At 48.1% G+C, this 14,776-nt stretch carries 12 protein-coding genes and 2 pseudogenes; 7 read left to right on the top strand and 7 right to left on the bottom strand.

Annotated elements, in window-relative coordinates; genetic code table 11:
* Nucleotides 1–397: pseudogene (locus Q0668_RS06275) on the top strand (hypothetical protein); the annotation flags it as partial.
* A 393-nt stretch (nucleotides 398–790) separates the two neighbouring features.
* Nucleotides 791–1,024, top strand: coding sequence for a BON domain-containing protein (locus Q0668_RS06270; RefSeq protein WP_298861461.1), 234 nt, complete (start codon nucleotides 791–793; stop codon nucleotides 1,022–1,024).
* Nucleotides 1,025–1,245: 221 nt separating this feature from the next.
* Here Q0668_RS06270 and plsY read toward each other — a convergent pair whose 3' ends face one another.
* Complete coding sequence (plsY, locus tag Q0668_RS06265) at nucleotides 1,246–1,938, bottom strand: glycerol-3-phosphate 1-O-acyltransferase PlsY (protein ID WP_298861458.1); 693 nt, start codon at nucleotides 1,936–1,938, stop codon at nucleotides 1,246–1,248.
* Between the two features lie 277 nt (nucleotides 1,939–2,215).
* Here plsY and amrS point away from each other — a divergent pair.
* The 3 genes and pseudogenes from amrS to Q0668_RS06255 all read left to right on the top strand — a co-directional run.
* Nucleotides 2,216–3,346 (top strand): annotated as a pseudogene (gene amrS / locus Q0668_RS25845) (AmmeMemoRadiSam system radical SAM enzyme); the annotation flags it as partial.
* A 54-nt stretch (nucleotides 3,347–3,400) separates the two neighbouring features.
* Nucleotides 3,401–5,398 carry an AmmeMemoRadiSam system protein B gene (gene amrB, locus Q0668_RS25840; RefSeq protein ID WP_366918876.1) on the top strand — a complete coding sequence of 666 codons (1,998 nt, stop codon included), beginning with the start codon at nucleotides 3,401–3,403 and terminating at the stop codon, nucleotides 5,396–5,398.
* A 144-nt stretch (nucleotides 5,399–5,542) separates the two neighbouring features.
* Nucleotides 5,543–7,456, top strand: a complete 1,914-nt coding sequence (locus Q0668_RS06255; protein WP_298861452.1) for a thioredoxin-like domain-containing protein — start codon at nucleotides 5,543–5,545, stop codon at nucleotides 7,454–7,456.
* A gap of 7 nt (nucleotides 7,457–7,463) precedes the next feature.
* On the opposite strand, the gene Q0668_RS06250 is transcribed toward Q0668_RS06255, so the two are convergent.
* Nucleotides 7,464–8,207 (bottom strand): HisA/HisF-related TIM barrel protein, encoded by a 744-nt coding sequence (locus Q0668_RS06250; protein WP_298861449.1) that lies wholly within the window; start codon nucleotides 8,205–8,207, stop codon nucleotides 7,464–7,466.
* Between the two features lie 202 nt (nucleotides 8,208–8,409).
* On the opposite strand from Q0668_RS06250, the gene Q0668_RS06245 reads away from it, so the two are divergent.
* Nucleotides 8,410–8,886: a GNAT family N-acetyltransferase gene (locus tag Q0668_RS06245; RefSeq protein ID WP_298861446.1), complete on the top strand. Its 477-nt coding sequence runs from the start codon at nucleotides 8,410–8,412 to the stop codon at nucleotides 8,884–8,886.
* A gap of 38 nt (nucleotides 8,887–8,924) precedes the next feature.
* Nucleotides 8,925–9,833, top strand: coding sequence for a carbohydrate kinase family protein (locus tag Q0668_RS06240; RefSeq protein ID WP_298861443.1), 909 nt, complete (start codon nucleotides 8,925–8,927; stop codon nucleotides 9,831–9,833).
* A 72-nt stretch (nucleotides 9,834–9,905) separates the two neighbouring features.
* On the opposite strand, the gene Q0668_RS06235 is transcribed toward Q0668_RS06240, so the two are convergent.
* The 5 genes from Q0668_RS06235 to Q0668_RS06215 form a co-directional block, all read right to left on the bottom strand.
* Nucleotides 9,906–10,778 carry a fumarylacetoacetate hydrolase family protein gene (locus tag Q0668_RS06235; protein ID WP_298861440.1) on the bottom strand — a complete coding sequence of 291 codons (873 nt, stop codon included), beginning with the start codon at nucleotides 10,776–10,778 and terminating at the stop codon, nucleotides 9,906–9,908.
* Nucleotides 10,779–10,780: 2 nt separating this feature from the next.
* Entirely contained in the window at nucleotides 10,781–11,806 is a 1,026-nt protein-coding gene (locus Q0668_RS06230; protein WP_298861437.1) for an RluA family pseudouridine synthase, read from the bottom strand.
* Nucleotides 11,806–12,807 (bottom strand): tetratricopeptide repeat protein, encoded by a 1,002-nt coding sequence (locus Q0668_RS06225; protein ID WP_298861434.1) that lies wholly within the window; start codon nucleotides 12,805–12,807, stop codon nucleotides 11,806–11,808. The genes Q0668_RS06230 and Q0668_RS06225 overlap by 1 nt, the downstream gene beginning before the upstream one ends.
* A gap of 265 nt (nucleotides 12,808–13,072) precedes the next feature.
* Nucleotides 13,073–13,789 (bottom strand): hypothetical protein, encoded by a 717-nt coding sequence (locus tag Q0668_RS06220; protein ID WP_298861432.1) that lies wholly within the window; start codon nucleotides 13,787–13,789, stop codon nucleotides 13,073–13,075.
* A gap of 166 nt (nucleotides 13,790–13,955) precedes the next feature.
* On the bottom strand, nucleotides 13,956–14,612 hold the full coding sequence (locus tag Q0668_RS06215) for a hypothetical protein (protein ID WP_298861428.1): 657 nt from the start codon (nucleotides 14,610–14,612) through the stop codon (nucleotides 13,956–13,958).
* Between the last annotated feature and the right edge of the window lie 164 nt (nucleotides 14,613–14,776).

Here is a 14,776-nt window from a genome sequence, read left to right as displayed (position 1 = left end):
GTTTACAGCGGCCTGGCATCGAACAGATTTGTTCCAGAAAGTGATCTCTTTTGTAGGCAGTTTCTGTGATTTCCGCGGGATTAATGACTATCCCTCCCGAAAAAACAACACGATTCCCCTCGATCAGTTTGGCCCCTGGAAGACGGCCCATGATTATCCCGGTCTGATCCGCAAACAAGACCCTCCCAAGCCAATCAAGACGTTTTTACAGGATGGTGATAATGACTTAGATAATAAGCTGGGTAACTGGTTTCTGAATAACGAGAGGATGGCTGCAGCACTCGCTTATAGTGGATATGAATACTGGTTTGTGACCGGACATGGCATCCACAGCAGTCGTCATGGCAAAGCAGTACTGCCCGATGCACTGGTTTGGATCTGGAATGACGGAAAATAAAAACACGCCAAAATATGACTTATTTCCAGCGAATCGAATTAATCATTCAACTTTTTATTTGACGAAACGAGAGTCACTCGATAAATTTACATGTGTAAGAATTCCATAGGAGTAAATGGTCTTGTTTTCTGAAGAGCAAGGAACCTCACGAAAACAAAGCATTGAGAAGAGTTGAAGATCAGATCGTCTCATAATTTACCCGTTGAGAATTTACAATAACAGAAAAATGGATTTGTGTTCTGCAACTGGCGGAACAATGTTAGTTGCTTGTCGAGAAGAGTGAACTGCCTCAGAGTAACCTGCCTTGAATGCTGCGACAGCACGGAATTGATCGCTGGCTGGAACACAAGTGATTGTCTGAAGGTACATTTACTCATTCAAGGAGGATCACTTATGACTGTAGAGACGTATTCACAAAAAGCACAAACACTTGCGCGAAAGATTGAACAGACGATCGCCTTACGAACGGGAAGTCAGGTTCAATCATTAAAAGTGGATATTTTAGGGGAAATCGTCGTTCTTTCCGGACGCACTGATTCCTTTTACCACAAACAACTCGCTACGCATGCCGCGTTAAGTGAAATTGATCAGTACGCGTTGACAAATAATATCCGAGTCGAACACTAGCCTGTGTCCAGGTTTACTGTCGCGTCTCCATATCCATTTGAAACGTGTATCGTAGATTGAAAGGCACTCCGGTTAAACAAGATGCATTCTAGTTGAATTCCCGTTCCTGTAGGAAACAGGAACAGCTTCAGCAAAATTCAATCAATGAAAATCAGAACCAGCGAATTGATCAGGATGATCTTTTCTGACTGGTTTGATTCATCCCGGGATCAGGTAGGCTCTTACACTTCTTCATCCGCTTTCGTTTCAGATGAAGTGTTTTCCGCGTTCTTTCGGCTGCCAAACTGAAATTTCTTTTCTTCCCCCCGCATGATTCGCCCTAGATTGCTCCAGTGCCGCACGATAATTAACATCGGGACGGCAATACTAAAAATGGCGAGCCCCCATTTTTCCTGCGTGAAAGCAGAAGCCCCTAGCTGAATGAATTGCGCCACAGCAAAGGCAATAGCGGCAACAATAGAGCTAAGGGCCACAATTCTTGAAATCAGAAATGCCAGAGCAAAGGCGCCCACGGCTATCAATGTTGACCAGGGACCTAGAACCAAGATCACTCCCAGACTGGTGGCGACCCCTTTGCCGCCCCGAAATCCAAGCCAGACTGGAAACATGTGACCGAGAATCGTAGCCACGCCACTCAAAACTCTTACCTGGTCAAACTGAGGAGAATCAGAATTTACAAATAATGTCGGAATGAACAAAACGGGAAGTAATCCCTTTAAGGCATCTAGCAGCAGAACCACAATCCCCCATTTTGCTCCCAACGTTCTTGCGACATTGGTTGCACCAATATTCCCACTGCCTACGTTGCGAATGTCGGTTCCTGCAACCAGTTTTGCTGTCAACAGACCGAAGGGAATCGAACCTGCCAGATAGGAAGCCGCGGCAACAAAAATCCAAAATAAATCTGCAAACATGTGTTAGACAGTCTCATATAATGTAGTGAGAGTCATTTCAATGGAGAAACGGGCTGTGATGATACTCGACATCAACTAGAAAACACAATAACAGGCTTAGATGTCTGAATCAGAATTTGACGCCATTTCCCTACCCGCCTGAATGCAACAACGGCTCTATTCGCCTGTAAACTCATAAAGTTCCAACTTACTGTTGGCCCTGCCCTTGTGAATGAATTATTCTGAACGTTCAGGGAATGATTTCCATCTCTGTTTTCTTTTTCGTTACGTCGTAATTATGGCAGAAAAAAAACTTCCCATACTCTCAACCGATCAAAAACAGCAGCCTGACATTGAACAGGGATTGTATCCTGCGCGGTGGTGGCACCGTGCGGATGAGAAAATCATCTGCGACTTATGCCCGCGCACCTGTTCTCTGGCAGAAGGTGATCGGGGCTTTTGTTTCGTACGTCAGAATATCGCTGGCGAAATGGCTTTGACCACTTATGGGCGCAGCACGGGGTTTTGTGTTGATCCCATTGAAAAAAAACCGCTGAATCATTTTTACCCCGGTTCGAGTGTGCTTTCCTTTGGGACCGCAGGCTGTAATCTGGGCTGTAAGTTCTGTCAGAATTGGGATATTTCCAAATCGCGGGAAATCGAACGTCTCAGTGCCCGCGCCCTGCCTGAAGAAATCGCCCTGGTGGCTTCTGAGTTAGGATGCCAGAGTGTCGCCTTTACGTACAACGACCCCATTATCTGGGCTGAATATGCGATAGAAACTTCCAAAGCCTGCCATGCTCAAGGTGTGAAAACAGTTGCCGTCACCGCGGGCTATATTTCTGAATCAGCGAGGGCTGATTTTTTTGAACATATCGATGCTGCCAATGTCGATTTGAAAGCGTTCACGGAAGAATTTTACTATCGAACGACCCTGTCTCATCTGCAGCCTGTTCTGGAAACATTACGTTGGCTCAAGCATGAAACCGATGTCTGGTTTGAAATCACAAATCTGGTAATTCCGCAGGCGAACGATGGGGACGATGAATTTCAGAAGATGTGCGACTGGATTTTGAATGAGATTGGTGATGAAGTACCACTTCATTTTTCAGCCTTTCATCCAGACTTCCGCATGCAGGACCGTGGCCCGACTCCGCCTGAAACTTTGATTCGCGCACGAGACATTGCCTTGAAAACGGGGCTGAAATATGTTTATACCGGTAATGTCAACGACGCCGCGACACAAAGTACTTATTGTCCAAACTGTCAACAGACACTCATCGAACGCAACTGGTATCAGTTGGGGAAATATGCGCTGAACCAAAACTGTTGCGAACATTGTGGCACTCAGATATCCGGTTTTTTCAGTGACAAACCGGGAACATGGGGGCAAAAAAGATTGCCCGTAGATATTCAAGATTTTTTAAAAAAGCATACCGGCACGAATTCTCAAAATATTAGACCTCAGAAAGGTTCCTCGACAATGCAGGGTAACGAATCGCCCCGAAACATCGAACTCACCAGCGACGATGAGAAAAAAATACTTCAGAAGGCGGCTGCCGTCGTGGTGGGAACAGCGACTCAAAACAATCCCGCAGACATCGCTCTGGATGACCTCGAAGATACTGTGATCAACGGTGCCTTTGTCAGTCTCAAACGCATGGGGCAATTACGTTCGTGTTGCGGTAATTTTGGGCAACCGATGCCGCTGGGACAAGCGCTACATCAGGCGGCAATTCGCGCTGCCAAAGATGATCCCCGGTTTCCTCCCATTTCCTCCAGTGAATTATCTCAGCTCGACCTGGAAGTCTGGTTGTTATCCGAACTGGAAGAGGTACAGGAACAGGGGGCAGATCGAATCAACGCGGTCACAGTCGGTCTGCATGGTTTACAGATTCGCGCGGATGGGCGCAGTGGTTTACTACTTCCCGGCGTGCCCCTCGATCATGGATGGAACGCGGAAGAGTTCTTGAATCAAACCTGTATTAAAGCAGGTCTCCCACCCACCGCCTGGAAAGATGCGGGAACAACATTGTTACGTTACCAGGGCATTTCCTGTTCCGCAAAATTAGCAGAAATGATATCCCAGCCGGTCGAAAATGTATCCCGACAAATATTGGGACAACGTGAATTCGCACAATATCTTCAATACATACAAACGGCGATTGAGGCTTTATTAAAAGGACAAGTTCCCTCGTACTACTGCCCTGCCGTCTCGGATGCCAACGTTCAGGGTGTGGCGCTGTTATTGAATAAAACAGAATCGAATGAGGAACTGGCGCTTTCAAAATGGGCCCTGAAACAATCGTTTCCGATGCAATCTACGGTCTTCTCACTCTGCCAGCAACTGGTTCAAATTATAGCAGGTCAAAATCTTCGCCCGGGTGAATTTCAAGTCAAATTAGTTCTGGCCACTGATCCCGCGATGCATGGAACCGCTGAAAATGCGGATCTGATGAATTTCGATTCAGCACACCGAAGCTTATTTCTGATCGAAGGTCAGAAATCCGGGTGGTTCTTCGACCGCGACCGGGATGCTGCAGAATTATTAGCACACGCGCAACAGGCTGTGGGAGTGAATCAACCAGAGTCAGCACAGGTTTTCAGTATGGCGGTACAGACGGCGGCGACCCGTTTTCAGATTGTCAATCGTCCCCGCGCGGAACGGGGGTTGGAAATCCGGCCCACCGGAGTCGCTGGTACGTTTTATCCAACCGATCCGGGAACGCTCGAAGCACAACTGGATGACCTCTTCCATGAAGCAGGCCAGCCAGAACGCTGGGCAGCAGCGATGGTCCCGCATGCGGGCTGGATGTATTCCGGAAAAATCGCGGCTGACGTATTAAAACGGATCGAAATTCCTTCGACCATCATTGTGATTGGCCCGAAACATACTCGTGAAGGAGTCGAATGGGCGGTGGCCCCCCATCGTATCTGGGAACTGCCTGATGGGAATCTGGAATCCAATGTTGATTTGGCACACAAGCTCGTGGAACATATTCCGGGGCTGGAATTAGATGCAGCCGCCCATCGGAGTGAACACGCGATTGAAGTGGAGCTACCCATGATTCAACGGCTGGCACCGCATGCGCAAGTTGTGGGAATTGCCATCGGTGGCGGGAATTTACAACGCTGCGAAGAATTTGCCGAAGGATTGGCCAGGGTCATCCAGGAACTGGATGACCCACCGCTGCTGCTTGTTTCCAGCGATATGAATCACTTTGCCACCGATGCAGAGAATCGTCGTCTGGATGAACTGGCGCTGGAAAAGATGGACGCTCTGGATCCGGAAGGCCTGTTCGAGATTGTTCGCGAGCAACATATCTCCATGTGTGGGGTACTGCCAGCCGTGATTGTTATGAAAACGCTCCAAAAAATGGGTAAGCTGAGTCATGTAGAACGAGTTGGGTATGCCACATCGGGAGATATTACGGGAGATCGATCACGTGTCGTCGGTTATGCCGGGCTCCTGATGAATTAAACCCGGCCTGTTTGATGTGACGGACGGGATTCAAAGGAATCACAAAAATTGATGGTGACCGATTCACCCGTTTTCTACTAAAATCCCGGCACTGTTACTTTTAGTTGTTTAAAGTGTGTGCCAGCGGAATCGGAGTCCCCTGTTATGTCGATTGGTCGAATTTCATTATTCACTGTATTTGCGCTTCTCATTTGGTTTTCTAATTCACTTTCAGCGGCGGATGCCCCTTCTGTCGAATTGGCGTTGACGTTCCAGCCCATTCAGAAAGACATTGAAATCGAAATCCCCGAGAAAGCGGAGTATAGCCGCTGCAAAGTCGAAGTCGAGCAGAACAAAAAGAGTTCCGGCTGGATTGTGTATGGCCCCAATGGTCAGGTCTTGCGACGTTTCGTCGACACGAATGGGGATAATGTGGTTGATCAATGGCGCTACTTTAATCGAGGTCTGGAAGTCTACCGTGATATCGATACCAACTTTAATAATAAGGTCGATGGATCTCGCTGGATGAATCTGGCGGGAACACGCTGGGGCATTGATCATGACGAAGACGGCACCATTGATGAATGGAAAATGATTTCTGCCGAAGAAGTCACCCGAGTCGCAATCGCAGCATTAGCAAAAAATGACACGAATGCATTCAAGGCATTAATGATTACCGAGAAAGAGTTAGCCGATTCAGGTATCAAAAATCCTTATGCAGATAAAATTCGCGAATCAGTAAAAGGGGCTCCAAAAGAAATCCCCGTCATGCTGACCAAAACCAAAATGCTCACTCCTGAAACGGTTTGGGTGCGATTCGATGGGTCCATGCCGGGATTGATTCCCGCCGATGATGTGAAAACCGATAAAGATTTGCACGTTTTCGAAAATGTAATGGCCATCGTTGACACTAAAGGAAAAAGTGGCCTGATTCAATTTGGTGAACTGATTCGTATTGGTAACTCCTGGAGACTGACACAGGTACCCCTGCCCATAGAAGGCGAATCGATGCAGGTGACCGAAGGCGGAATTCTGATGCAGCCGGTAGCCGGGAATACGAGTCTGCCCACCAATAGCACCGTCGGACTTTCGAAAGAGATGCAAGGCTTGCTGGATGAGCTGCAGAAACTCGATCAAAACAGTCCTACTCCGGACAAAGGTGCCCAGGCAATTTCCAAATACAACACAGAGCGTGTTGTGATTATTGAAAAGCTGATTGCCGCTGCTAAAAATGATGATGACCGTGCCCAGTGGACGCGGCAGATGGTTGATGGTCTGGCGGCGGCCGTTCAAACAGTCGGTTACAAGGACGGATTGAAACAGTTGCAAGCGATACGAGATCAGGTTCAGAAAAGTTCACAGGACCAGGATCTGGTGGCTTATGTCACTTACCGCACTCTACTGGCTGATTACAGTTCGCAGTTGCAATCTACACAAAGTGAAAAGCTCCGCGACGTGCAAACATGGTGGCTGACACAGTTGGAAAACTTTATCAAGAAGTATCCCAACTCAGACGATTCTGCAGAAGCGATGTTGCAATTGGCTGTCACTCAGGAATTCAGTGGAAAAGTCGCTGAATCCAAAAAGTGGTACACGAAGCTGGTGGAAAATCACGGGAAGTCAGAAGCGGGAACGCGTGGCGCCGGCGCGTTGCGGCGGATGAATCTGGCAGGTAAAGAACTTGCATTAACAGGATCTTCTTTGGCTGGTGGCAGCATTGATGCGAAGCAGTTTCGAGGCAAAGCGCTGCTGGTCATTTTCTGGTCGAGTTGGTGCAAACCATGCACAGAAGATTTGCCGCAAATTCAGGAAATTTACAGTAAATATCATAGCCAGGGATTTGATGTACTGGGGATCAATCTCGACGCGACAGCCAAGCTGGCAGAAGACTACATCAAACAACACAAAATCGCCTGGGCTCATATTCACGAAGAGGGTGGTCTGGAAAGCGCACCGGCTCGTGACTTTGGTGTGATCTCTTTACCCACAATGTTTCTTGTAGATAAATCGGGCAAGGTTGTGAATCGGAGCACAACAGTTTCGGATCTCAAAAAAGCACTGCCCGACCTGCTGAAATAGAGAAACTTCAGGATAGGGAGAGAAGGGCTTCTTTCCCGATACGACCATCGTGCAACGCAGAGGCAACGAGTACAGCGTCCGCGCCTGATTCTGCCTGTGCTATCAGATCGTCTCTGTTTCGAATGCCTCCCCCCGTGATCAATTTCAATTCGGGATGAAGATTACGTAATGTGCGACACAGGGTCTCTGTCCCGGTTCCCTGCCCTGTTCCCACTTGCGCCAGATCCAGCAAAATCATCTGCTGAATTCCCTGCTGAATGCTTAGCTCTGCGATTTTCAAAGGATCATCGATCAACGCGAATTCGTTCTCAGGCGAAAAACTGACAAGGGGTTTACCCTGTTTCAGATCGAGGCTGAAAACCGTTTGCGGCGTTCCCCACTGCTGCACGAGTTTTCCCAATTCATGTGGCGCGCTCAGTGTTTCGAGACCGGCAACGACGGAAATGCCCGGCCTGGAATTGAGACTCGCACTATCACTGGCACAGCGAAGACCGCAATCCAGCAGAAATATGAACCCGGCCTCCCGTAAACTGTCATAAAGATCCAGATTGAGTTTTCCCTGAAGGATGGCATCTAGATCAGCCACATAGAATTCAGAGAAATCAAATTCGTCGCGTAAAGCACAGGCAATCTCGAGAGGCTGGCTGGACTGCGTTAAACGACTCTGGATGGGCCGATAATCATCACGCTGGCCGGCGATTCCGTGTACCACTGTTTGATTGAGAATATCCAGAACAGGAATGATTTTCATATAGGGCGTTTCGTATTTTAGTTTGACTCAATAAATGAGATCTTGATTAATGACGGAATCACAAGAAATTAGTGTGGGGCCAGTAGTCGCGGAAAAAACAGCTCCCTTCTTTCCGGATTTCTGATTAAAATAGCAGCTTCAAAATAAAAGAGAGATCTACCTCAGGCAACATTATCCGATTCCCAAGTGAAAAGACAATCCCATGCAGATATTCGAAGCAGATCTAACCATTCCGGAACATGCCCATGCTGTTGTATTTTTGCTGAACAGTTATGCCTGTAGTCCCGAAGGGGGCGAGAAACCATTGCCGGATATTGTGCAACGTGATCTCGCCAGCACTTTGCATCAACGTTCTGACACTGTGGTTTTATTGGCATTTGAAAATGATCAGCCGACAGGTCTTGTCATCTGTATGGAAGGCTTTACCACATTCGCCTGTAAACCATTATTGAATATTCACGATGTGTTCATTGCAGATGAATATCGAGGACAGGGGCTCTGTCGACAATTATTCGAACGTGTTGAGAGCATTGCCAAAACTCGTGGATGCTGTAAACTCACTCTGGAAGTTCTGGAAGGGAATCAGAGAGCCTGTGCCGCTTATAAGAAATTGGGATTCTCCGGATATGAACTGGACCCGCAGATGGGTCAGGCGCTCTTCTGGGAAAAGAAACTCTAACGGTTCCGTGATCACTCATTAAATAAAGCAGTCCGTTTATGAATTATGATGTCGTCGGGTTGGGTACGGTTGTAGTGGATCATCTGGTCCTGCTTGCTCAGCACCCCGTCCAGGATGCCAAAACTAATATTATCAGCGACGCGTATCAAGTTGGTGGACCGGTTCCCACAGCGCAGGTTCTGCTCAGTCGATTCGGAAAACGTAACGCGTTCATCGGCAGTTGGGGCGACGATCAATATGGCCCCATGATTGAACAGGATCTAAAGGCGGAACATCTCGATCTCACGGCCAGCCGCATGTTGCCGGGAACCCGTTCCGGGTATGCACAGGTCTGGATTGACGAACAGGCAGAGACACGCACGATTGCCTGCTATCGACCGGAACACTGGCTGCAACCGCACGAACTGGATACGGCACTTATTCAACAGGCGAAAGCCGTCCACCTGGATGGCTGGCCTCAGGAAACCTGCCTGCAGGCAGCGCAGGTGGCGCGTCAGGCGGGTGTAATGGTCTCGCTGGACGCCGGTTCTTTAAAGCCCGGAATGTCCGAGTTGATTCCGTATCTGAATGTCATGAACTGCCCACGCCGTTTTATTTCAGAATACCTGCAAACGGATAATATTCATGCTGCGGGAAAAGCATTACTGAAACAGGGTCCCGAGATTGTGACGATTACCGATGGCAGACGTGGAGCCTGGCTCTTTTCATCAGCGGGCAGCCTGCATTGCGAGGCGCTACCTGTTTTGTCGCTTGATACGACAGGCGCGGGAGATGTCTTCTCTGGCGCGTTGCTCTATGGAATCCTGGAAGCGTGGCCCCTGGATCGTGTTCTGAAATTTGCCTGCGTGACGGCAGCCTTGAAATGCGAACGGCTGGGAAACCGGGATGCCCTTCCCACGCTGGCAGAGATCGAAGCGGTTTTACAGACTAGAGCGCGTCCAATTTAACCATAGCGGCTTCAATATTATTATACTTGATCCAAATGGCTCTGGAGACGCTACAATAAACCTGGATACAGGCTAAGGAGCTGCACCTTTCACAATCGGATTGATCAGCGTCCCAATCCCACTGATATCAATCGAAACGATATCGCGGTCTTCGAGCGAGAATTCATCGGGGGGAACAATTCCGGTGCCCGTCAACAAAATTGCACCGCTGGGGAACTCGTTTTCTTTTCCTAACCAGCTAATCAGATCTTCCAGATCGCGCGCCATCTCTCCAATCGAAGTTTCTCCCTGAAAAACTTCTTCTCCGCTGCGTTCAATAACCAGCGTGATTTTCGTAGCTTCTCGTGGCAAAGGTTCTTGATGCAAGAGAATGCATGGCCCCAGGCCACAACACTGTTTGTAAAATTTAGCCTGAGGCAGGTACAAGGGGTTTTCACCTTCGATGTCGCGTGCCGACATATCATTGCCTACGGTGTAACCCACTAATCGTAAATCGGGAGAAACGACTAAAGCCAACTCGGGTTCCGGTACCGACCATTGGCTGTCATAACGCACACGCACCGGTTGATTCGGGCCACAGACCCGGTTCGGTGTCGCCTTAAAAAAGAGTTCTGGTCGGTCGGCTGTATATACCTGATCGTAGTGAGAGGCGGCGGCTTCGGATTCTTCCATTCGCGCCACCTGACTGCGTTTGTAAGTTACACCGGCGGCCCAGACTTCCTGCTGATCAAGGGGCGCCAAAAATTCCAGTTGACTGAAAGGAACCGGAGGCAGTTCGGTATCGACCAAAAATTTCGACAGCCCGATCGGATCGGGAGCGTACAGGATGTCCGACAGATTGTGACAACTGTCGACTTGAGATAAATCCAGAAGCTGAACGGTGTTCTCTTCCACAATGGCGATATGCCGTTCTCCGTTTGATAATAAAACTTTCGCGAGTTTCATCTTCATTCTTCCTTCTGGTATTGGTCTAACGCAGCAAGTGTCAGTTTCATGTCTTCAGGTAATGGTGCCTGAAAACTAACTCGTTTTCCACTCTGTGGATGGTCGAATTCCAAACAAAAAGCATGAAGTGCCTGACGTTCGATCAGCAGGTCGGTCTCCCGCTGTTCTGCGTCTGCTTCCGCCTGGACACTCAGGTCCTTCATTTTCAAAAAGATGCGGCCACCATACACGCGGTCGGTGACAATCGGATGTCTGAGGTGCTGCATGTGAACGCGTAACTGATGAGTCCGTCCGGTACGGGGTTTAAGCCTTACGTAAGTAAACGCTTTATAGCGCTGAATGACTTCGTAATAAGTAAACGCGTCGCGGGCGTTGCCCCCTTCATTACAGACAATCATTTTTTCCCGCTGCCGTGGATGCGTGCACATAAAGGTTTCGATATAATCCGTATCGAATTCCATGCGGCCCCAGACAATGGCCCGGTATTCTTTCTGAACTTCGCGCTTTTCAAACTGGGCACTCAATTTCGCATGGACCTGATTATCCTTGGCGACAACCAATAGACCAGTGGTATTTCGATCCAGTCGATGGACAATACCGGGGCGAAACTGTCCCGCTACATCGCTTAATTTATCGAAGTGATGTTGCAGCGCACCGGCCAGGGTTCCCGCGTAATTTCCTTTTCCCGGATGGACGACCATATCCGTCGGTTTATTGATGACGGCAATCCAATCATCTTCATAGATGATATCGAGGGGAATATCTTCGGGCGGCAACTGATTGTCCGGTACCTCGGGCAACCGCACGGAGACACGATCATTCACGCGCATCCGTCGGGCCGCTTTCACAGGCAAACCGTTGACAAGCACCGCTTCCTGCTTGATGGCTTTTTGAAACAGCACACGCGTGTAATTGGGATACAGGCGACACAAATAATGATCGATGCGCCAACCATGTGCGCGTGCTTCAACCGTAATTTCAATAGGCTCACTGGAAAGTTCAGGAGGTGACGAAAGTTCGTCAGACATTATGGTTTCTTTTCAGGCGCTGGTTCCGACTTCGGTTTCTCTGCAGGAGCTTTCTTTGCGGGAGCTTCTGGTTTTTTCGCAGTTTTCGCGGGAGCTGCTGGCTTTTTGCCAGACTTCGACTCTGGTTTCGCAGGACTTTCTTTTGAGGGTGCAGTCGGTTTTTTCTCATCTGAAGGAGGAGAAGTCACAGGCTCAGGAAGACCCGGCAAAGTTGGAAGCGCTGGCAAAGCTGGAGGATCCGGAAACCCGGGCAACCCCCCTGCTGGTAGTTCTGGAAGCACGGGTACCCCCCCAGAAGGTTTCGCACCGCTGGGAGCCCCTCCCGGCATAGGTAAATTGAATCCGGGTCGTTGTCGATCGCCGGGTTTGGGAGTCTGAGCGTGGAACCATTTGTAAAAATTCTTCGTTCCCTCTTGATCTAGAACCGCAACTTTTTCTCCCTCAACCGGTTTCACACGTTGCTCGGCCAATTTGCGAAAGATCGAAGTGGGGTATTCCTTAATCAGTTTTTTGTAGAGATCGATGGAATTTTTGAGGTCACCGTCCGATGTTGATTCTTCCGTACGTGCCATCCCAAACAATGCTCTTTCACGAATTTTCGGCAGTGTGGAGGATGAGTCGAGCAATTTTTGAAAGTTCTCTTTCGCATCTTTGAGATCACGATCGCCGGCACTGCGATCGGAAAATGAATTTCGAATGCCGGACTGCAGTTGGCTTTCGGCGGCATGAATCAGAGCCCAGTCGGCAACTTGCGTCCCCGGAAACTCGTCGACTACATTTTCAAAATCTTCTGTGGAGTTGCTGGCTGCCAATCGTGTCCAGCCCTCTGCATCACGTTTCTCCTGGTTGGAAGACCAGGTAAGATAGCCAATGACCACCACAAACAGGATCCCTGCAGCCACAAGGGTTTTTATACCGTATTTTTCCAGGAACGGTTCTGCATGCACGATCAATTTACTCAGGTCGTTGGTTTGCAGATCGTGTCTATGTTCGCTCTTCATGAGAGTCTCTCGCAGTTAGTGATAAATTGTCCGAAACTCATTCTCTCACAACGAGATAAATAAGTCCATCGCGCGAGTATATTGCCCCTGAAATTACGCGTCAAGCTGATCCCCCGGCTGGAACTCGATTCAGTGTAAAGAAATACAGATTTTCAGAGAATTTGTAAGCCGCGTTGGACAATTTGCCCTGAAATGAGCTCAAGTATAATGCCCCCGCCTGATTCATGAATTAGATCACAAGTACATCTGGCTCGTGAAATCACCTTTATTCCGGGTTTTGACTTTCACTCGTCGAATTGGAATTCAGGGAAGGGGCTAAAGCTTCTTTCAACTCACCTAACACGAAGGTAAACGCCACCAAAACAAACATCAATCCAGACATATCGAAGATGGGATTGCTGGGGGAGATCAAACAGAGAATTTCAAGAAGCGAAGACACCCATATTCCCATCAGAATTAAAGTAGTTAGATAGAAAAGTAGTTTCACCTTTCCTACAAGTCCCGTCTGATTTATATAAATTGCCAGTTTTTCCATAAACAAAACAAAGAGAATCAGCCCAATATTTCCCCCCAGCTTTAAGAAAGTCATCATGGACTGAGTCAGGTATCCGGGGTCAAAATAATTCGTGCCAGAATCAATCAAATTGGCACTCAGACAAACTACTGATGCGAACAGCAAACCTCTACATTCTGACTCTTCAGGAATCGCCAGACAGAGAAGTGGTCCCCCAAAGATCATCAGATATCCGACCGGGACACCTAATCGAATGATCCTCACGGTAGTAATCGGCAAGTCTGTTGAACTGATCAGGTACACGGTTACCAATGCCGAAACTACCACGAGGCCAATGCCAAAGTAAACAAAATTAAGCCCGAGTTTGGTCTGCTTTAACGAATCAGAAGATCCTCGGTTCCATTGTTCGCCGGGTGTCAGATCAGCTTCCGCTAAGCTGTTTCCTGAATCTGCTATTTCGTCTGACATCAACCAAGCTCCTCATTTGTTTAGAAATTCTCAATATTCAGGATACACTGGTGGAGCTTTCATTCAATCATTATTAGTACAACTATTGTTATATATCTCCTGTAACATTTTCACATCCGCCTGGAACTATTCTGGTGTTGCTACGGAACCTGTTTTTTTGAAATCGTTAGTCACAAACTTTTTTGAGGCTATATATAAAACAGGGACATAGGAAGAATCCTACCAGCGTCACCGAATAAATGTGTATCAAAGTGATTTTTATTAATCCAAGATCCATCACCAGTTCCATGCACCAGGATCCCAGCAGAAACAGAACGGTCGTTATCAACAGGCCGTACACTTTCAGCAGTTGATCTGGGCGATTGATATACAACAACAGTTTTCTCAGAAACAGAGCAAACAGAATCAAACCAAAATAGCCTGCCAGCTTCAGGCAGAGTGCCATAGGCAGCCCCAGAAATCCGGGGCCACAAAAGACTGTTCCTGAAAAAATGATTTTGGCGGAAAATCCGACAGCCGCCCCGATCAGTAAACCGCGGGAATTGGCTTCATCTGGCACCGAGAAAAATAACAGTGCGCCTGCTAAGATGATCAGATTTCCCATCAGTGCCGTGACAGGTAGAACCTGCATGACCACGGACAGCATTTTTGTGCTGAATTCAAAATACAGTACACCAAAAGCCGCGATGCATACGAGACTGCTACCATAAAAAAACAGATTGAGTCCCAACCTGGTCTGTTTCAGTGATTTTGATGTTCCCCGAATCCACTGCTCGCCCGAGGTTTGATCTGGATTCGACGCTGCCTCTAATTCATTATTCATGCTTCCCTGATCTCTGACTTCATTCAACAAAACTGACTTGTTCTATTTGACAGAGAAACATCTTAACAGTCACAGCACCAGACACAAGGTTTTGACTGGCAGCGGAACGAATCCATTATTCTTCAAGCAATTGTTTTTGAAACGATTCCAGCGTTTTCATATTC

This window comes from uncultured Gimesia sp. (genome assembly GCF_937910335.1).
In the GTDB taxonomy this organism is placed as follows: Bacteria; Planctomycetota; Planctomycetia; order Planctomycetales; family Planctomycetaceae; genus Gimesia.
This window is presented reverse-complemented; position numbering and strand designations above follow the sequence as displayed.